Genomic DNA, 19770 nt, shown 5'->3' on the forward strand with positions numbered 1-19770 from the left:
GCGCAGCGATCTTTATTTCCGGCTGGTTTATGGTTTGTTTGGATTCGCGATATCCATCGTCGGCTCATGACATTTTCTGTGGCAGCTATACTTCTTACAGGAGGCGTTATGTATCAGAAAATAGAGGGAGAACACTGGCGTCATGTCTGGGTTGTCAGCGATATTCATGGTTGCTTTCAGTGGCTTATGGATGAGCTGAAACGACGGCATTTTAATCCTGCTGCGGATCTGCTTATCTCGGTGGGGGATATTATCGACCGCGGTCCCGACAGCATGAAATGTTTACAGCTGATGCAGGAAAAGTGGTTTTATGCGGTACGCGGTAATCACGAGCAAATGGCGTTAGATGCGCTTGAAAATAATGATTTTAGTCTCTGGAAGATAAATGGCGGTAAATGGTTTACCGGGCTTACGGTCGCTCAACAAAAGCAGGCCCAGGATTTACTCGACGCGTGTCGGGACTTACCGCACATTATTGAAATAACCTGCAAAAACGGTCTGAACGTGATTGCTCATGCGGATTATCCCGCCGCCGAATATGCCTGGCATAAGCCGGTAGATGCCCAGCGGGTGCTGTGGGATCGCGACCGGTTAATGGGCTTTATGGTGGGTAGAGGGCAGGGCATTAGCGGCGCGGATCACTTCTGGTTCGGACATACGCCTGTGGACAAGCGCTACGATTTCAACAATCTGCACTACATTGATACGGGAGCGGTGTTCGGGGGCTTTCTGACGCTGACGCAGCTTCAGTAATAAATAACCCGCCTTCGGGCGGGTTCTCTTTGGGTTATGCAAGACGCAAGACCCAGGCATCGGTTTTACTGTCGTAATGTTCACGGTACAGAACGGAATGTTCCCCATCAAGGATCGCCGGGACGCTGGTATCTGCATCCCAGGCGTCCAGTTGCATGCACAAATCCGGATCGGATTTGCAGGGAATACTTAACGTTCGTTCGCCTTGTGCTTCGCCGCGCAATTCAGCGTCGTCGATTTCAAAAGCGCCAATGCGTACGCTGGTTTTCGTCATAATGCTCTCCGGTTTGTTGCCCAAAATCTGGTATGACCAGTGCAGTCATCCATTTTTGATCCTAGACAAGGAGAGCGAAATCGCCAGTAAAAAAATGCGTTTTTTCAGTCAGTGCGGCTGTTACCGGTAAACAGGCGACCATCGCGTACCAGTTCACGCGGATAGCTATTTTTCAGCCGCGAGCCGATTTTTTTCGCCAGCCCGAGCGGATAGCCCTGATACGTCACGATGACTTCATCCTGTGACGGGCCGTCTTCCGGGTAAACGTCACGACCGCGATACCACTCTTCCGCTTCATGATGCGTCAGGGCGAAGGTGTTCTCATTGCCTGCCAGCGCAATGACCGCTTCGTGCTGCCAGCGATAGCCTTTGTTGTGGATCTCCGCCAGGCGAATACCGAGGCGGGAGAAACGCACCTTACCAATCAGCGGTTCGATGTTGACCGGGAACAGCCACAGCTCTTTGTCACGCATCCAGAGGCGCAGGCTCTCATCCCAGTGTAGTCCCACTTTGCTGGCAGCCGCTTGCGCCTGTGCCGCCTCACGGCCTTTGACCGGCGCGAACGGGAAGTTGCCGACCTTAAACTTAGGGACAGGCAGCGGATCGACGGCGCGGGTTTTACGCAGTCGTGCGACAAAGAACCCCTCGCAATCGTAAATCTGCGGGAAGACGTGCAGGAAGCCTTCAGGGGTGGCCGCGTGACTGGCCGAATCGAAGAGGGTGTCCAGCGGCAGAAACTCGACGGCATCCGCATAGCGTTGCCTGAGCCACAGGCAGACGTCCTCGTTTTCATCACGATTCAGCGTGCAGGTGGAGTAAACCAGCGTTCCACCGGGGCGCAGGGCATGAAACGCACTGTCGATCAGTTCACGCTGCGTGGCGGCGATCTCCAGGTTGCTTTCAACGGACCAGTTTTTTAACGCATCAGGATCTTTACGCACTACGCCTTCGCCGGAGCAGGGCGCGTCGAGCAGGATGGCATCAAAAGCTTCCGGCAAGGCAGCGCCAAACACGCGACCGTCGAAGTGTGTTAACGCGACGTTGTGGATCCCGCAGCGGCTGATATTGGCGTGCAGGACTTTGACGCGGCTGGCGGAAAATTCGTTGGCGAGGATCGCGCCGCGGTTGTTCATCCGGGCGGCAATTTGCGTGGTTTTAGAGCCCGGCGCCGCCGCGACATCCATCACCCGCTCGGGCTGGTTTCCGTCGGCAAACAGCGCGGCAACCGGTAGCATGGAGCTGGCCTCCTGAATATAAAACAGCCCGCTCAGGTGCTCGGCGGTGCTGCCGAGCGGCAGGCTCTCCTCGTCATCCCGCTCGATCCAGAACCCTTCCTCACACCACGGCACCGGCGTCAGCTGCCAGCCGTAGGAGGAGACGAGATCCAGAAACGCTCCGACGCTGATTTTCAGCGTATTGACGCGAATACTTCGACGCAAAGGGCGCTGGCAGGCGGCGACGAAATCGTCGAAAGAGAGATGAGCAGGAAGCGCCTCGCGCATCTGTACGAGGAATTGTTCAGGAAGAAATACGGAGTTTTGAGCCACGGGCACACCACAGGGAAACATTCAGGCGCGCAGTGTAACATAAAGGCTCCGGCGCGTTGACACCGGAGCCTGCGAGATTAACGCGGCAGCGCCGTTCCCCATTCGCGCCACTCTTTCGGTTCACTTTCCAGCAGCAGGAAGTGTTTTCCTGCCTGCGCCTTAGGCGCCAGAGGCGTGCCAGGCGGCGTCGCGAAGGCAATGCCGCCGCGAATGAACTGGTTAAAGGTCCCCGTTTTGACCACGCCACCGGTCAGGCCGAAGTCCAGCGAGTAGCCTGAAGCGAGCCAGAACACTGAGTTGTTGCGAACCAGATGCTGATAACGCTGGCTGATGCGCAGGCCAACCATCACGCGATCGGACAGATTACCCAGCGTCAGGCTTGTTACTGTCCCCACTTCAATACCGCGGAACAGGACCGGCGTACCGATGCCCAGCGAACCGGCTTCCGGTACTTCAACCACAATGCTCAGACCGTCCAGATAACGGGAATCGGTGATGGTCGCCTCCTGCAACTCAAACTCACGACGCGCGTTGCCCCGACCCGGTTCAACGTTAATGTACGGCTGAAGTATGGTGTCGAGATGCTCAACCCCTGCGGCAGAAATTTGCGGCGTAACCACCGAGAAGCGCGAGCCTGCCCGGGCGAACGTCTGTACATATTCCGGATAAAGCACGGCGGTAGCCTGAACTTCATTGCGCGCGGTGATCAGCGTCAGCTTCTGAACCTGCCCGATATCAATTCCGAGATAGCGGATAGGCATGCCTTCTGCCAGTTTACCGGCATCAAAGGTGTGCAGGGTAATCTGTCCCCCGACGGCGCGCGCCGCGGTTTCAGACGGGAAGAGGATCCGCTTGTCACCTTTACGCATGTTGCCGCCCGCGCCGCTCAGGTTATCGAAGCTGATCGCACCGCGCAGGGCACGGGAGAGGGGAGACGCCTGTACGGTCAGCCCGTTGCCGTTGAGCTGCACTTTCGCGCCGCCTTCAGCCCAGAACACGCTGTTTGGCGTGAGCAGCTTGCGATACTCCGGCTTGATATGCAGTTCGATATCAAACGCGTCCGCACGAGGACGAACGGTGATCACTTCCCCCACCTCAAACTTACGATAAAGCACGACGGAGCCTGCCTGGACATCCGGCAGCGTTTCAGCGCTTAAGGTCAGCGTGGTGGTCGGCAGGTCGCCGAGGCTGTTTTCAATGGCTTTGTCCAGATTGGCGAACAGTGGATAGCTCTCACGCAGCGCACCTTTGCTGCCCGGCAGAATGCGGATCCCGCCGTTAACCCACTCGCTGGCGCTGGCGCCGAGGAACTCAACGCCGTCCAGACCCACCTTCACGTCGACCCGGCTGTTCACCACAAATTTACTGTCGCCGTGCACAAGGTTGCCGTACTGCGGATCGATGGCGGCGGAGAAGGAGACCCCTTTTTCCGTCAGCTTTCGTTCCAGAACCTGACCCACCTGCACACCGTGCAGGATTAGCGGTTGACCGGCTTCGATACCATAGCTTTCCGGCGCATTCAGCTTAACCGTCAACACGCCCGGTTTTTGCAGCAGAGCTTTATCCGCCGGCGCGATGACAAAGTTTTTATTCGGCGCACCTTCACCGGGGATCAGCTCAAAGGTGCTTCCCGTCAGCAGGGAACTGATGCTAGCGTCGCTGAGGGAGAGCTTCGGATTACGCAGCTCGATGCGTGTTTTTTCCCGCAGGAGGTCCACAACGCTCGGATCCACCGTCATTTCGCCGGTAACGGAGCCGCCCGCGTTGAGGGTTAATTTTGTCAGTTGCCCGACCTCTAAACCCTGGTACATCAGCGGGGTCGAACCGGCTTTCAGGCCTTTGGCATCCGGCAGGGTCAACTTGACGATGACACCGCGCTGGCTGTGTGCCAGGTCGGCGTACAGACCAAAGGTATCCTCTGCGGCGGCAGGGCTGGAGTCAGCAGGTGAGTCGAAGGCGATAGCGCCATTCACCAGCGCCGCCAGGCTCTCAAGCTTCACTTTCGCACCGCTTAAGCTCAGGTCAGCATCGACGCCGGAGACGTTCCAGAAGCGGCTGCCTTTTTTTACCAGGTTGGTAAAACGGCGATCGATCAGTACATCAATGGTCACGCCATCTTTGTTCGGGTTAATGGCGTAGTCGTAAACGCGGCCAACCGGAATTTTGCGGAAATAGACCAGAGAACCACTGTTCAGCGAGCCCAAATCCGGCGCGCGGAGGTGGATCATCAGATCGCCGTTATTCAGCCGATATTTCGGCTGGGTATCCAGCGCAACAAAGTGATCCTGTGGCTCACCTTTGCCAGGCATCATGCCGATATAGTTACCGCCCACAAGCGCATCCAGCCCGGAAACGCCGGCCAGGGAGGCTTTAGGCGTGACCAGCCAGAACTGCGTTTCGGCGCGCAGGGCATCCTGCATGTCAGACTTAATGCTCGCCCGGACCTGGATTTTGTTCAGCCCTTTGCCGAGGGAAATATCCTGCACGGTACCCACTTCCACCCCCTGGAAGCGAACGGGGGTACGTCCGGCGACAATGCCGTCCGCAGACTGGAAATCAATCGTGATGGTACTTCCGCGATCTTCATAGCTCGTCCAGATAAGCCAGCCTGCGATCATCAGCGCGATGACAGGCAGCAACCAGAATGGCGAAATGCGGCGTTTTGTTTTAATTCTCGCTTCAGTCGGCGAAGCGGGCGTTTCCTGACTCATGTGCGTCCCAAAGTAAGCGGCTGTCCAGCCATTCCACTGCAAGAATAGTCAATATCACCGCAGAGCCGAAATAAAAAGCTGCGGGTCCCATGGTAAAAGCAAGTAACTGATCGCGATTGATGAGCGACATCATCAGCGAAATCACGAACAGATCCAACATCGACCAGCGACCAATCCAGGTCACGAATCGCAGAAGCAGGATACGGGTGCGTAGTCCTTGTTCGCATTTAAAGTGAATGCTGATAAGTAGCGTAAACATCACCACCACTTTGGTAAAGGGCACCAGAATACTGGCGATGAACACAATGGCGGCAACCCCCACGTTACTGTGCGCCAGAGAGATAATCCCCGAAAGGATAGTATCTTCCTGTCGGGCGCCGTTCACATAAATTACGGAGATCGGCAGCATATTGGCCGGGAATAAAAATATCAGTGAGGCGATAAGCGCCGCCCAGCATTTTTGCAGGCTGTTGTTGCGCCGCAATCTTAACGGAATGTGGCAGCGAGGACACCTCCCGCGTTTATCCGGAAAACCGGTGTAATGGCACCCCAGGCAGACGCGCAGGTTTTCATCAGGCCGGGTCGCGGGACGCTGAGGGTAAAATCGCTCCCAAAGCTGTTCAACATTCAGATGAATCAGGGTCAAAATACTCAGCAGGACCAGTGAAATAAACGCAAAAAGGCCAATGCCGGGTTGTAAAAACGCATAATCCTGCACCTTAATGGAGGCCACGCCGACGCCCACCAGATAGATGTCCAGCATCACCCACTCCTTGAGCTTTTCCAGCATGAGCAGGACAGGGCGCAGGTTCATCCCCAGAATGTTGCCAAACCACAGGTAGGCAATTGCCGCGACCAGCACCAGCGGCGCGCCGACGACGCAGAACAGCACCATAGCGCCGGTGAGCGGATCGCCCTCGCGCGTCATCTGCCAGATCCCCTGCAATACGTTAGCGTCAATACGCACGCCAAGCAGGTAGAGCTTTAACAGCGGCTCGGTCCAGGCGAACGGCATCAGCAGCAGCATGGTAACCGCCATTGCCGCCAGACGCGTCAATGACCAGTCCCGGCCGTCGCGAATTTTGGCATCGCAGCAAGGGCAAAAAGCACTTTGGTGCGATTTCATCTTCGGCAACATAAAAAGCGTATCGCACTGGGGACAACGCTGATAATGTGCACGAGGCAGAGCCTGGCTTACCGTACGGACAACGATCTTTCTTGTCGGCGTAATTTGGGGTGTTTTTAGGGCCATCAGTCGCACACAGATAAGTATTGTTGAAAGTTATAATAACTCATGAACGGATTCATCTTGAGCATGAGCGCATTTAATGCTTATTTTAATAGGCTATGCGGTAATTATGTAAGATAACTAAGTGATTGAATAATGAACAAAACAGAATTCTACGCGGATCTGAATCGCGATTTTAAGGCATTAATGGCAGGGGAAACCAGTTTCTTAGCCACTCTGGCAAATACCAGTGCGTTACTGTTCGAACGCCTTTCTGACGTGAACTGGGCGGGCTTTTATCTGCTGGAAGGCGACACGCTGGTGCTGGGGCCTTTCCAGGGGAAACTCGCCTGCGTACGCATCCCGGTAGGTCGCGGCGTGTGCGGTACCGCAGTGGCGACCCGTCAGGTTCAGCGTGTCGAAGATGTACATGCGTTTGACGGCCACATTGCCTGCGATGCCAGCAGCAATTCTGAAATCGTACTGCCGCTGGTGGTTAAAAATCAGATTATTGGCGTTCTGGATATCGACAGCACGGTCTTCAGCCGCTTTACTGCCGAGGATGAGCAGGGGCTGCGCGCGTTGGCCGCAAACCTGGAAAATGTTCTGGCAGAGACCGATTATCATAAATTCTTTGCGAGCGTCGCAGGATAATCAACGGATAACGTAGCATTTACTGATAGCGTCATTATAATGTCGCCTGTTCATGCCTGCGCTTGTTGGCAACGTCCGTTGTAATCAGGAAATTTCATGGAAAATCAACCTAAGTTGAATAGCAGTAAAGAAGTTATCGCATTTCTGGCCGAGCGTTTCCCGCAGTGCTTCAGCGCTGAAGGTGAAGCGCGTCCTCTGAAAGTCGGTATCTTTCAGGATCTGGTCGCGCGCGTTGAGGGGGAGATGAACCTCAGCAAAACGCAGCTTCGTTCTGCCTTGCGCCTTTATACCTCGAGCTGGCGTTACCTGTACGGTATCAAGCCGGGTGCGACCCGTGTCGACCTTGACGGCAACCCGTGTGGTGAGCTGGACGAGCAGCACGTAGAACATGCGCGTAAGCAGCTTGAAGAAGCCAAAGCTCGCGTTCAGGCACAGCGTGCTGAACAGCAGGCCAAAAAACGCGAAGCCGCAGCGGCAAACGGTCAGGAAGACGCCCCTCGTCGCGAGCGTAAACCGCGTCCGGCACCGCGTCGTACTGAAAATAACGATCGCAAACCGCGTGCTGACAAACCAGCAGCTAAAGCCCCACGTGCGCCGCGCGAAGAGCCGCGCCACACCCCAGTTTCGGACATCAACGCCCTGAGCGTAGGTCAGTCTCTGAAGGTTAAAGCGGGTAACAATGCGATGGATGCCACCGTACTGGAAATCACCAAAGATGGCGTTCGTGTACAGCTGACTTCTGGTATGTCAATGATTGTACGCGCAGAACACTTGTTGTTCTGAAACGGAGGCCGAGCCTGGCATGAACACTTTTTTTAAGCTCACCGCGCTGGCTGGCCTGTTTGCTATAACAGGCCACGCTTTCGCTGTGGACGATATTACGCGTGTTGATCAAATTCCGGTTATTAAGGAAGAAACTCAGCACGCGACGGTGAGTGAGCGCGTGACGTCGCGCTTTACTCGTTCGCACTATCGTCAGTTCGATCTCGATCAGGCCTTTTCGGCCAAAATCTTTGACCGTTATCTGAACTTGCTGGATTACAGCCATAACGTACTGCTGGCCAGCGATGTCGAACAGTTCGCTAAACGCAAATCCGAAGTGGGTGATGAGCTGCGCTCCGGAAAGCTGGATCTTTTCTACGATCTGTACAACTTATCGCAAAAGCGCCGTTTTGAGCGTTATCAATACGCGCTGAAAGTGCTGGAACGTCCGATGGACTTCACCGGCAACGACACCTTTAATCTGGACCGCAGCAAAGCGCCATGGCCGAAAGATGAGGCTGAACTGAATGCGCTGTGGGACGGAAAAGTCAAATATGACGAACTGAGCCTCAAGCTCACAGGCAAAGACGAGAAAGAGATCCGAGAGACGTTAAACCGTCGCTACAAATTCGCAATTCGTCGTCTGGCGCAGACCAACAGTGAAGATGTTTTCTCGCTGGCGATGACCGCGTTTGCGCACGAAATTGATCCGCACACTAATTATCTCTCTCCACGTAACACCGAACAGTTCAATACCGAAATGAGCCTGTCTCTGGAAGGTATCGGTGCTGTGCTTCAGATGGATGATGACTACACCGTTATCAACTCCATGGTGGCCGGTGGCCCTGCGTCGAAAAGCAAAGCGATCAGCGTAGGCGACCGTATTGTCGGTGTAGGTCAAACCGGAAAGAGCATGGTGGACGTGATTGGCTGGCGACTTGATGACGTAGTTGCGTTGATCAAAGGGCCGAAGGGCAGCAAAGTTCGCCTGGAGATCCTGCCAGCCGGAAAGGGGACCAAAACCCGTATCGTTACTCTGACCCGTGAGCGTATCCGTCTGGAAGATCGCGCGGTGAAAATGTCGGTGAAAACCGTGGGTAAAGAGAAGGTTGGCGTTCTGGATATCCCTGGCTTCTACGTTGGCCTGACCGATGATGTAAAAGTGCAGCTCCAGAAGCTTGAAAAGCAGAATGTCAGCAGTGTGATCATCGACCTGCGCAGCAACGGCGGCGGGGCATTGACCGAGGCCGTCTCGCTCTCCGGGCTGTTTATCCCGTCTGGCCCGGTGGTTCAGGTGCGCGATAACAACGGTAAAGTGCGTGAAGATGCCGATACCGATGGCGTGGTCTACTATAAGGGTCCGCTGGTGGTGCTGGTCGATCGCTTCAGCGCCTCTGCATCGGAAATCTTCGCTGCTGCCATGCAGGATTACGGCCGGGCGTTAATCGTCGGCGAACCGACGTTTGGCAAGGGCACCGTTCAGCAGTACCGCTCTCTGAACCGTATTTACGACCAGATGCTGCGCCCTGAATGGCCGGCGCTGGGCTCAGTACAGTACACCATTCAGAAGTTTTACCGTGTTAACGGCGGCAGTACGCAGCGCAAAGGCGTGACGCCGGACATCATGATGCCGACAGGTACCGAAGAGACGGAAACGGGCGAGAAGTTTGAAGATAACGCGCTGCCGTGGGATAGCATTGATGCCGCGACATTCGTGAAATCGGGTGATATGAAACAGTTCGGTCCGGAACTGCTGAAAAATCACAACGACCGCATCGGGAAGGATCCGGAATTCCAGTACATCATGAAGGACATCGCGCGTTTCAACGCTCTGAAAGCGAAACGGAACATTGTCTCTCTGAACTACGCCCAGCGTGAGAAAGAGAACAATGAAGATGACGCGACACGTCTGGCGCGTATCAACGATCGCTTCAAACGTGAAGGCAAGCCTCTGCTCAAAAAACTGGACGATCTGCCTAAGGATTACCAGGAGCCCGATCCGTATCTGGACGAGACGGTGCATATCGCGCTTGATCTCGCGAAGCTGGAAAAAGAGAAACCTGCCGTACAACCTGCTCCGACAAAATAATCCCCCAACAGGCACAAGAAATTGTGCCTGTTTCTTTTTGTTCCTCATCCTTCCGTCAGGCAGATTTCCAATTGTGTAAAGTTGTGTCTTTCTGGTGACTTACGCCGTCTGGATGCTTGAAAATAGCCGCAATACCCATACGATGTGGGTAATCGCATAGTGCGTTTTGTTAAACTGAGGTTAAAAGAATATTATGATGCGAATCGCGCTCTTCCTGCTCACCAACCTGGCGGTGATGGTGGTATTCGGGCTGGTGCTAAGCCTGACGGGAATTCAGTCGAGCAGCGTTCAGGGTCTGTTGATTATGGCGCTGCTGTTTGGTTTCGGCGGCTCTTTCATTTCACTGCTGATGTCGAAGTGGATGGCACTGAAATCCGTGGGCGGTGAAGTTATTGAGCAGCCGCGTAACGATATGGAACAGTGGTTGATGAGCACGGTTGCTCAGCAGTCAAAGCAGGCGGGCATAGCCATGCCGCAGGTGGCGATCTACCACGCGCCGGATATCAACGCGTTTGCTACCGGTGCGCGTCGTGACGCGTCCCTGGTGGCCGTCAGTACCGGTCTGCTGCAAAACATGAGCCGTGACGAAGCGGAAGCGGTTATTGCTCACGAGATCAGCCACATCGCTAACGGCGATATGGTCACCATGACCTTGATCCAGGGCGTGGTGAACACCTTCGTTATCTTTATTTCCCGTATTCTGGCGCAGATTGCTGCCGGATTTATGGGTGGCAACCGTGATGAGGGTGAAGAGAGCAACGGTAACCCGCTGATCTATTTTGCTGTTTCAATGGTGCTGGAGCTGGTGTTCGGTATCCTGGCAAGCATCATTACCATGTGGTTCTCCCGTCATCGTGAGTTCCACGCGGATGCCGGTTCTGCGAAACTGGTGGGTCGTGAGAAGATGATTGCTGCGCTGCAACGTCTGAAAACCAGCTACGAGCCGCAGGAAGCAAACAGCATGATGGCCTTCTGTATCAATGGTAAATCAAAGTCGCTGAGCGAGCTGTTTATGTCACATCCGCCGCTGGATAAACGTATTGAAGCGCTGCGAAGCGGCGAATACCTGAAGTAATACCCGCCGGATGAAAAAAAACCGGGCAGGAGACAATCTCCGCCCGGTTTTTTTATGCCTGCGCCTTTGGCTGGGTCACACGAAGGCCGCTAATGATAGCCGCGAGGGTCGCCAGTGTCCCTGCGGTAATCAGCGCAACGTGTGTCGCATTTTGCCCGGCAAGGTTAAACATCAACGCCACCATTGCGGCCCCGGTGCTTTGCCCTAATAGTCTTGCCGTACCCAGCATCCCGCTGGCGCCACCGCTGCGATGACGTGGGGCAGAGGTGATAATTGTGTGGTTGTTAGGTGACTGGAACAGACCGAAACCTGCCCCGCAAAGGATCATGCGCCAGATAATATCCAGATCCCCCGGCGAGGAGGGCAGGAGCGATAGCGCAAACAGTCCTGCTGCCATGACGATCAGCCCGATAGCCCCCAGCAGTCCGGCATGAACGCGCTCAATAAGGTACCCGGCCAGCGGGGCCATCACCATGGTTGCCAAAGGCCAGGGTGTGAGCAGCAAGCCTGTTTCCACTTCCGAACGGCCAAGCACGCTCTGCAAAAAGAATGGCAGCGCAACCAGCGCCAGCATCTGGGCGCAGAACGAGCAAATGGAGGTACAAATTGATAGCGAAAACAGCGGAATACGCAGCAAATCGACCGGCAGTAACGGCACGGGCAGCGCCAGCTGGCGTCGTACAAAGAAAAAGCCGATGATAAGCAGGGCAACGATTTCTGCGGCAATGAGCGACAAAGACTGTCCCTGCGCAAATCCGCTCAGCGCAGTAATCAGCAGGCCAAAGGTCAGCGCGTTCATCACAGCGCTGGGCAGGTCAAAACGTGGCATGGTGTTTTTCGGACCATTTTCCGGAAGATAGCGCAGGGCGAAGAAGATCGCCACAATGCCCAGCGGCACGTTAATGGCAAACAGCCACTGCCACGAGGCTACGGACAGAATGGCGGCGGCGATCGTCGGCCCGGCGGCGGACGACACGGCCACAATAAAGGAGTTAATGCCCATGCCGCGCCCCAGATGGCGATGAGGATAGATAAGCCGTATCAGGGCCGTGTTCACGCTCATTAGCGCCGCACCGCCAAAACCCTGTGCGATACGCGCAAGCGTAAGGGTGTGCAGTGAATCGGAAAGGGCACAGAAGAGCGAGGTGAGAGTAAAGACCACCAGCCCGCACTGATAAACCCGGCGATAACCAAACATATCGCCCAGGAAAGAGAGTGACAAAAGGGAAATCACAATCGCTATCTGGTACGCGTTCACAATCCAGATGGAGCTTGCCGGAGAAGCATTAAGGTCTTTGGCAATGGTAGGAAGAGCCACATTGGCAATCGCACCGTCAAGGACAGCCATCGAAATGCCGATGACAATAGTGGCAATTGCCCCGTACCGCTGTGGTAAGGGCAGGCCATCAGAAACGTTTTTTTGCATGGGAAAAGAATGACTCAGTGTGAAATTATTTTCAGAGTAACTATTTTAGCATCGTTATTTCGGTTTTATGTCGCAGATTTGTAACGAAGTAAACCCAGATAGATTGCAGCGCGCATCACACGAATTTATAATAAAAACCGGTTCTGATTTTTATAAAACACTCTCCATGAGGTGATAAATGGCAATCGCAGATTTGGATAAGCAGCCAGATTCTGTTTCTTCCGTGCTGAAGGTGTTTGGCATCTTGCAGGCGCTCGGAGAAGAGCGTGAAATTGGTATTACAGAGTTGTCGCAGCGTGTGATGATGTCGAAAAGCACCGTTTATCGCTTTTTGCAGACGATGAAATCATTGGGTTATGTCGCGCAGGAAGGAGAATCAGAAAAATATTCTCTGACCCTGAAATTGTTTGAATTGGGCGCCCGCGCCTTGCAGAACGTGGATCTGATCCGCAGCGCTGACATTCAGATGCGTGAACTTTCGCGGTTGACGAAAGAGACCATTCACCTCGGCGCACTGGATGAAGACAGCATCGTTTACATCCACAAAATTGACTCCATGTACAACCTGCGCATGTATTCACGCATCGGTCGTCGTAACCCGCTGTACAGTACCGCAATTGGTAAAGTCCTGCTGGCCTGGCGCGATCGTGAAGAGGTTAAGCAAATCCTTGACGGTGTGGAATACAAACGCAGCACCGATCGCACGATTACCAGTACGGATGAACTACTGAGCGTGCTGGATAAAGTGCGTGAGCAGGGTTATGGGGAAGATAACGAAGAGCAGGAAGAAGGGTTGCGCTGCATCGGTGTGCCGGTGTTTGACCGCTTCGGCGTTGTCATTGCGGGACTGAGCATCTCTTTCCCAACGCTGCGTTTCTCCGAAGAGCGTCTTCATGAGTATGTGGCAATTCTGCATACCGCAGCGCGCAAAATTTCAGAGCAGATGGGCTATAACGAATACCCGTTCTGATCAATGCCTCCAATAAAAACGCCGCACTCTTGCGGCGTTTTTGTAAGCGAAATTTAGCTCTGATTAGCCGTTATCAACCACAACAGATGATTTACGCAGCACAGGACAGTTGGTTAACCCGATGATCCCGCTGTCGGAATGGATGTACTGAGCCGTGCTTACCCCCTGGGCGGTGAGATATTTACACTGAATACCCAAACCCGCGGCATTCTCTTTGCTTCCCATTAATACGCCATACCCACTTAACAGCAGGCCGATCCACACAAGTGCCAGTACAATTATCGTACGAACGAGTAAACGCATCGATGCCTCTTTTTTCTTTGTTGTCATGGAGTAAGCGTAACGGGTTTACGCAGTGAAACAAGTGCACGATTCCGAAAAGCGTCTGTTGAAGGTACAGTTAGCCCCTGTTTAAGATAGCCGTGATAACCTGGCTACATCAGGTCATAAGACGGAGTGTGGAGTGAAAAAAATACGCTGGGTAATTCTGATTATAGTGCTGATAGCATGCGTGGTGCTGTGGACGCAGACTATCAATGTGATGTGCGATCAGGATGTACAGTTCTTTAGCGGCATTTGTTCAATCAATAAGTTTATCCCCTGGTAGTGGCTATTTTTGCACTGAGCGATGTCCTTACGTGGCTGCAGTGGTAAAATGACTGTTTTTACTGAGGTGGTGAAATGGGTGAGTTAATGAATTCGGGGCTGCTGAGCATTGCATCCCTGGTAATGTCTTTAGTGGTGCTGGTTGTTGGACTGGTGCTGTGGTTCTTCGTTAATCGCGCCAGCTCCCGCACAAACGAGCAGATTGAGCTGCTGGAAGCATTGCTCGATCAGCAGAAACGGCAGACTGCGTTGCTGCGTCGTCTGTGCGAAGCCAACGAGCCGGAGGAGAAAGCGGTGCCGAAGGAAGCTGATGCTCAAAAACAAGACGAGGAAGAGTTCATTCGCCTGGTGGCCGAACGATAGTCTGCCCGGAACGGGGAGGTGGCCTGACGTGCGGCGTAAATCTCCTCCCTTATCAAATGTGACCCATAACATCCCAACATATAATTAAGCAGCAGTTAACTACTGTTTCAGTATACTGAAAACTGGCGAATATTTATCCTTATACAACTCGTACCGTTTCGTTGAATAAATTGTGAGCTTTAACTTTCCTGAAGTGTTTTATTTTTATCGAAACGTTTTGCTTGCCTTGTTTTGAGGCAGAGTCATAAAAATTTCATTATTTTGGTGCAGAATAACGCTTATTAAATGGTGGATTTTAATACAGTTAGCAAAATGTATTTAACATCGTTTATTCACTGTCACACTCTGGTGCATTGCGATGTTTTCAGCATAACTTTTCACAAAATGTTCTAACTCAGTCATTCCTTTAAAGAAATTCAGGGATTGGGATGGACGCTTTGAAATGATTGAGCTATGTTTAAAAAGTCTTTGATTACAGGGCGCGTCAGCGCACCCTGTGGGCGGTGAGGTCAGGTGGCGCTTCATTTGACAATTCGCATAACTGTGCAGATTGTTATGGAGTAACGCCTGAATTTGTGCGGCGGATCGAGACACGTTTAAAAATGGCTTGCCATATTAAACGTTGTGTGTGATAACACGTTTTGGGTCAAACGAGGTACAGTTCTGTTTATGTGTGGCATTTTCAGTAAAGAAGTCCTGAGTAAACACGTTGTCGTTGAATACCGCTTCTCTGCCGAACCTTATATTAGTGCCTCAAGCAGTAATGTCTCAGTTTTATCTATGTTAAAGCCTGCGGGCTAAGAAAACACTCTAAGGAATTTTGCAAATGGCAAAGATTAAAGGTCAAGTTAAGTGGTTCAACGAGTCTAAAGGTTTTGGTTTCATTACTCCTGCTGACGGCAGCAAAGACGTGTTCGTACACTTCTCTGCAATCCAGGGTAACGGCTTCAAAACTCTGGCTGAAGGCCAGAACGTTGAGTTCGAAATTCAGGACGGCCAGAAAGGCCCAGCTGCGGTTAACGTAACTGCTATCTGATCGAATCACTGCTGACTAAAGCGCTTAGCGCTTCGATCTCAGACATAAGCCTCGCCGATGCGGGGCTTTTTTATTCACTTATTTTTCAAAATGTTACGTATTCCTCCTCTGTTATTATCTTGTTGCAAACCCGCGAGATTATTAGCATTGTTTTCCCGCCTTATTATCCCTTTTTCCCGTTAAATCAGGGCGTTGATTAACAGCCCTGGGGTTAAAGTGAAAAAAAAGACAATAACGGCCAACGGAAACTTTACACCGGCACGTTTTGCACTTCTGTGTCTCGCCATCTTTTGTAGCCTTGCTTTTCTGTTAGGCCGCGTGGCATGGCTACAAATTATCAAACCGGATAATCTGGTGAAGCAGGAGGATATGCGTTCCCTGCGCGAAGTGGCGATAGACGCCCCGCGTGGGATGATTGTTGACCGTGAAGGGCGTCCCCTTGCGGTAAGCGTACCTGTCCAGGCCGTCTGGGCCGATCCCAAAACTGTGCTTGATAAAGGGGGGATTGGCTTTGATTCGCGCTGGCAGGCCCTGGCAAATGCTTTACACCTTTCTCTGAGCACGCTCGCATCGCGAATAAACAGCAATCCGCACGGGCGATTCATTTATCTAGCTCGTCAGGTTGATCCCTCCCAGGCAAAGTGGATTGATAAGCTGCGTCTTCCCGGTATCAACCTACGCGATGAGTCCCGCCGCTTTTATCCTGCCGGACACGTGGCGGCAAACCTGATTGGCTTCACTAATATTGATGGTCAGGGTATTGAGGGCGTCGAGAAAAGCTTTAACACGCAGCTCACCGGGAAGGCAGGCGTGCGGCTGGTCAGGAAAGATCGCTACGGGCATGTGGTTGAGAACCTCACGGAGGTGGCGCCCGTACCGGCACATAATATCCAGCTTAGTATCGATGAACGCCTGCAAACTATCACCGAAGACGCGCTGGATAATGCCGTGGCGTGGAATAAAGCCGAGTCAGGCGCGTCGGTGCTGATTAATATCCAGACGGGCGAAATTCTGGCGATGGCGAGCTTCCCTGACTTCAACCCCAACAATCGGGAAGGGGCAACGCTGGATGACTTTCGTAATCGCGCGATCAGCGACACCTTTGAACCGGGTTCGACCGTTAAACCTCTGGTGCTGATGACGGCGCTACAGCAGGGGCTGGTGCAGCCTGACAGCGTGATAGACACGCATCCCTACACCATTGATGGCCATCGTATTCGCGATGTGGGCTACTACCCCGAGCTGACCATGACCGGGATCCTGCAAAAATCCAGCGACACGGGCGTATCCCGTCTTTCTCTCGCGATGCCCGTGCAACGGTTACTTGATACCTATAAAAACTTTGGTTTTGGCGAGAGTACCGGGCTTGGCTTAACGGGAGAAAGCTCAGGTTTACTGCCGCAGCGAAAATTCTGGAGTCAGTTAGACAGGGCGACCTTTGCCTTTGGGTATGGCCTGATGGTTACCCCCCTCCAGCTGGCGCATGTGTATGCCACCATCGGTAGCTATGGCATTGAACGGCCTCTGTCCATCACCCGTATCGATCCCCCCGTGATTGGCAAACGGGTGATGCCCGGGGAGATTGTTCACGAGGTGGAACACATGATGGAGAGCGTCGCGTTACCCGGCGGTGGCGGGATCAAAGCGGCGGTGCGTAACTATCGTGTGGCGATTAAAACCGGGACGGCCAAAAAAATCGATGAACACGGTAAGTATGTGGATAAATACGTCGCCTACACAGCAGGCGTTGCGCCCGCCAGCGATCCCCGTTTTGCACTGGTGGTGGTGATCAACGATCCGAAAAACGGAGCCTACTACGGCGGGGCCGTTTCCGCGCCCGTGTTCAGCGAAATTATGGGTAACGTCTTGCGCCTGGAAAACGTGAAGCCAGACGGGCTGCCGGCAGATTCTGACCATCTGATCGTGATGCGTCACCCAGCCGTTTATAACCCTGGCGAATAGCGGTACACTTCGCCTTTTGGTTTTCGCCCTGGAGCTGTCATGTCTTTCAGTTGTCCCCTTTGCCACGCGCCGCTGACGCGCGCGGAGAAAACGTTTATCTGTCCACAGGGACATCAGTTTGACCGGGCTAAAGAGGGCTATGTCAATCTTCTGCCGGTACAGCACAAGCGCTCCCGGGATCCGGGTGACAGCGCGGAGATGATGCAGGCGCGCCGGGCGTTTCTTGACGCCGGGCACTATCAACCGCTCAGGGATACCGTTGTCGACTTACTCCGTCAATATCTGACAGAAGGCGCATCCGCCATGCTGGATATCGGCTGCGGTGAGGGCTACTACACCGCCACGTTTGCTGACGTCGCGGCTGGGAAGGGCGCCGAAACTTACGGGCTGGACGTGTCGAAAGTGGCTATCCGTGCAGCAGCAAAACGCTACTCAGCGGTAACGTTCTGCGTGGCCTCCAGCCACCGCCTGCCGTTTGAGGAAGCGAGTATGGACGCCGTAGTGCGTATCTATGCCCCGTGCAAGGCAGAGGAGCTGGCGCGCGTCGTTAAGCCCGGCGGGTGGGTTATCACCGTTACGCCGGGACCGCGTCATCTGCTGGAGCTAAAAGGGCTGATCTATGATGAAGTTCACCTGCATGCGCCGCACTCTGAACAGCTGGCGGGCTTCGCGTTAAAGCAGGCGCAGTCAGTGGCGTATGAGATGACGTTGCAGGGAAGTGAAGCGGTGGCGTTACTGCAAATGACGCCGTTTGCGTGGCGGGCAAAACCAGAGGTGTGGGAAACGCTGGCAGCACAGACAGAATTTCGCTGCCAGACGGATTTCAGCATCCATTGCTGGCAGCGCGAAGATTAACCCGCGAAGTGTGCCCAGAGTATTTGGGCACCAATTCCGATCAACACGATACCGCCCAGAATTTCGGCGCGTTTGCCTAACAGCGGGCCAATGAACCGCCCCACCATCATCCCCAGCGTTGACATAATCAGCGTGGCGCAGCCAATCGCCAGCGCGGTGGCGATAATATTGACCTGCAAAAACGCCAGACCGACACCGACGGCCATTGCGTCCAGGCTGGTTGCGATAGCGGTTGTCACCAGAAGCCAGAAGCCGTGGCGTTGCAGCGGCGCATCATCTTCATCGCTGTTGCCACGAAAACCTTCAATTACCATGCGTCCGCCGAGGAACACCAGCAGCACGAAGGCGATCCAGTGGTTCCACTCCAGCACAAACTGGCTGGCGAGCATCCCCAGACCCCAGCCAATAAGCGGCGTCAGCGTTTCGATTGCGCCAAAGATGAGACCGGTGCGCAGGGCTTCGGAAAATTTAGGTTTATGGAGAGTGGCACCTTTACCGATAGAGGCGGCAAATGCGTCCATGGACATGCCAAAAGCCAGAAGGATCGTAGCGGAGATATTCATAAGTGCGTCCAGACCGGGGATATCCATATGACACATCACTGCCCCCAGTAAACAGCAGTTGATGTATCTATGGTCTCGCCTGATCGCTTTTGGCACAGTAAGTGTGCTGAATACGATCCGTACGCGCCACGTTTTGCAACGAGTATGTTGACACGTACATTTCCCGCAGGCAGGAAATCGGCTACTCCCCAACGACGGGCGCAACCTTAACATATTTTGAGAATATAAAACAACAACGAAGATGGCTTTATATAGCCACTATATTGATAACGATTTTCATTTAGGTTTATGCGTAAATGTATCGTTAATAAATATAAGTTAATTCGCAGGGGAGATATAGCATCGGCTATATTGCTGGTTTGAGAATAATACAATACATAGCCGATGCTATAAAATTAATTCATTGAGTTTTAAGGAGTAATTTGTAGATTTTTTCCAGGTCGTCAATATTTTTGACCCGAATGAGCAGGCGGCGTTGTTCTAATTGCATCACCAGAACTCCGTCTTCGGATAAATTCATCTCTTTAATACGGTTATATTCTATCCAGACATTGGCGAAGAAGAATCCGTGTTTTTTAAAAATGAGTTTTGGCGAGCGGATCCAGAACAGGTAAATCGCCATTAATGCCAGCGCACATAATAACCATGTGGTTAATATTGCGCCGTGGCTGGTCACATTATTGTAAATCAGGATGACTACCAGACCGGCGAAGATAAACGCATCAATGCGCCCACGGCGTAAGAGGGGAAGGGTCAGCAGCGTCTCGCCGTGGCGGCGAGGCATAATGAACTCGTCATAGATCGCGTAAGCCAGAAGGGCAACAATAAATAAAACCAGTACGGTGTCCGTGACAGTCATTCATCCTCCAGATAAAAAGACCGGGGGCAAGCCCCCG

The 19770-nt window shown here is 53.2% G+C and carries 19 protein-coding genes and 1 pseudogene; 12 read left to right on the plus strand and 8 right to left on the minus strand.

From position 1 onward, the window contains the following. Positions 1–108: 108 nt before the first annotated feature. Positions 109–753 (plus strand): protein-serine/threonine phosphatase, encoded by a 645-nt coding sequence (gene pphA / locus ACOT1A_RS01190; protein WP_276169814.1) that lies wholly within the window; start codon positions 109–111, stop codon positions 751–753. Positions 754–787: 34 nt separating this feature from the next. Here pphA and ACOT1A_RS01195 read toward each other — a convergent pair whose 3' ends face one another. The 4 genes from ACOT1A_RS01195 to yebS all read right to left on the minus strand — a co-directional run bounded on the left by ACOT1A_RS01195 (position 788) and on the right by yebS (position 6537). After that, positions 788–1027 carry a YebV family protein gene (locus tag ACOT1A_RS01195; protein ID WP_006811010.1) on the minus strand — a complete coding sequence of 80 codons (240 nt, stop codon included), beginning with the start codon at positions 1025–1027 and terminating at the stop codon, positions 788–790. A 104-nt stretch (positions 1028–1131) separates the two neighbouring features. Beyond that, complete coding sequence (rsmF, locus tag ACOT1A_RS01200) at positions 1132–2595, minus strand: 16S rRNA (cytosine(1407)-C(5))-methyltransferase RsmF (RefSeq protein ID WP_417649166.1); 1464 nt, start codon at positions 2593–2595, stop codon at positions 1132–1134. Positions 2596–2651: 56 nt separating this feature from the next. Continuing rightward, positions 2652–5285 (minus strand): PqiB family protein, encoded by a 2634-nt coding sequence (locus tag ACOT1A_RS01205; RefSeq protein ID WP_022648460.1) that lies wholly within the window; start codon positions 5283–5285, stop codon positions 2652–2654. Then, complete coding sequence (gene yebS, locus ACOT1A_RS01210; protein WP_022648459.1) at positions 5254–6537, minus strand: membrane integrity lipid transport subunit YebS; 1284 nt, start codon at positions 6535–6537, stop codon at positions 5254–5256. The genes ACOT1A_RS01205 and yebS overlap by 32 nt, the downstream gene beginning before the upstream one ends. 132 nt (positions 6538–6669) lie before the next feature. On the opposite strand from yebS, the gene ACOT1A_RS01215 reads away from it, so the two are divergent. The 4 genes from ACOT1A_RS01215 to htpX all read left to right on the plus strand — a co-directional run bounded on the left by ACOT1A_RS01215 (position 6670) and on the right by htpX (position 11093). Further along, a complete protein-coding gene (locus ACOT1A_RS01215; RefSeq protein ID WP_006811006.1) occupies positions 6670–7167 on the plus strand; it encodes a GAF domain-containing protein in 498 nt (165 codons plus the stop codon). Positions 7168–7263: 96 nt separating this feature from the next. Then, the gene (gene proQ / locus ACOT1A_RS01220; protein ID WP_003859895.1) at positions 7264–7950 is read left to right on the plus strand and encodes an RNA chaperone ProQ; all 687 of its coding nucleotides are present in this window, start codon (positions 7264–7266) and stop codon (positions 7948–7950) included. Between the two features lie 19 nt (positions 7951–7969). Further along, positions 7970–10018: a carboxy terminal-processing peptidase gene (prc, locus tag ACOT1A_RS01225; protein ID WP_276169812.1), complete on the plus strand. Its 2049-nt coding sequence runs from the start codon at positions 7970–7972 to the stop codon at positions 10016–10018. A 193-nt stretch (positions 10019–10211) separates the two neighbouring features. Continuing rightward, positions 10212–11093: a protease HtpX gene (gene htpX, locus ACOT1A_RS01230; protein ID WP_003859899.1), complete on the plus strand. Its 882-nt coding sequence runs from the start codon at positions 10212–10214 to the stop codon at positions 11091–11093. A 52-nt stretch (positions 11094–11145) separates the two neighbouring features. On the opposite strand, the gene ACOT1A_RS01235 is transcribed toward htpX, so the two are convergent. After that, the gene (locus tag ACOT1A_RS01235; RefSeq protein WP_022648456.1) at positions 11146–12519 is read right to left on the minus strand and encodes an MFS transporter; all 1374 of its coding nucleotides are present in this window, start codon (positions 12517–12519) and stop codon (positions 11146–11148) included. A gap of 178 nt (positions 12520–12697) precedes the next feature. Here ACOT1A_RS01235 and kdgR point away from each other — a divergent pair, with 178 nt between their 5' ends. Beyond that, complete coding sequence (kdgR, locus tag ACOT1A_RS01240; protein WP_022648455.1) at positions 12698–13489, plus strand: DNA-binding transcriptional regulator KdgR; 792 nt, start codon at positions 12698–12700, stop codon at positions 13487–13489. A 63-nt stretch (positions 13490–13552) separates the two neighbouring features. On the opposite strand, the gene ACOT1A_RS01245 is transcribed toward kdgR, so the two are convergent. Further along, a complete protein-coding gene (locus ACOT1A_RS01245) occupies positions 13553–13792 on the minus strand; it encodes a YobH family protein (RefSeq protein WP_022648454.1) in 240 nt (79 codons plus the stop codon). 160 nt (positions 13793–13952) lie between these two features. Here ACOT1A_RS01245 and mgrB point away from each other — a divergent pair, with 160 nt between their 5' ends. The 6 genes and pseudogenes from mgrB (at position 13953) to rlmA (ending at position 18311) form a co-directional block, all read left to right on the plus strand. After that, the gene (mgrB, locus tag ACOT1A_RS01250; protein ID WP_003859906.1) at positions 13953–14096 is read left to right on the plus strand and encodes a PhoP/PhoQ regulator MgrB; all 144 of its coding nucleotides are present in this window, start codon (positions 13953–13955) and stop codon (positions 14094–14096) included. A gap of 74 nt (positions 14097–14170) precedes the next feature. Next, entirely contained in the window at positions 14171–14458 is a 288-nt protein-coding gene (locus ACOT1A_RS01255; protein ID WP_023300358.1) for a YebO family protein, read from the plus strand. Positions 14459–15127: 669 nt separating this feature from the next. Next, a pseudogene (locus ACOT1A_RS01260) lies at positions 15128–15272 on the plus strand (DUF2627 domain-containing protein). 12 nt (positions 15273–15284) lie between these two features. Next, positions 15285–15494 (plus strand): transcription antiterminator/RNA stability regulator CspE, encoded by a 210-nt coding sequence (gene cspE / locus ACOT1A_RS01265; RefSeq protein ID WP_001062678.1) that lies wholly within the window; start codon positions 15285–15287, stop codon positions 15492–15494. A gap of 216 nt (positions 15495–15710) precedes the next feature. Further along, complete coding sequence (gene ftsI, locus ACOT1A_RS01270; RefSeq protein WP_023300357.1) at positions 15711–17456, plus strand: peptidoglycan glycosyltransferase FtsI; 1746 nt, start codon at positions 15711–15713, stop codon at positions 17454–17456. A gap of 39 nt (positions 17457–17495) precedes the next feature. Then, positions 17496–18311: a 23S rRNA (guanine(745)-N(1))-methyltransferase gene (rlmA, locus tag ACOT1A_RS01275; RefSeq protein ID WP_058677571.1), complete on the plus strand. Its 816-nt coding sequence runs from the start codon at positions 17496–17498 to the stop codon at positions 18309–18311. Here the strand turns inward: rlmA and mntP are convergent. Then, the gene (gene mntP / locus ACOT1A_RS01280; protein WP_032622454.1) at positions 18308–18874 is read right to left on the minus strand and encodes a manganese efflux pump MntP; all 567 of its coding nucleotides are present in this window, start codon (positions 18872–18874) and stop codon (positions 18308–18310) included. The two genes, rlmA and mntP, sit on opposite strands and share 4 nt — an antisense overlap. 400 nt (positions 18875–19274) lie before the next feature. After that, positions 19275–19733: a DUF986 family protein gene (locus ACOT1A_RS01285; protein WP_022648449.1), complete on the minus strand. Its 459-nt coding sequence runs from the start codon at positions 19731–19733 to the stop codon at positions 19275–19277. Between the last annotated feature and the right edge of the window lie 37 nt (positions 19734–19770).

Origin of the sequence: Enterobacter cloacae complex sp. SYL003 (genome assembly GCF_049236925.1) — a bacterium.
Lineage (GTDB): Bacteria > Pseudomonadota > Gammaproteobacteria > Enterobacterales > Enterobacteriaceae > Enterobacter > Enterobacter intestinihominis.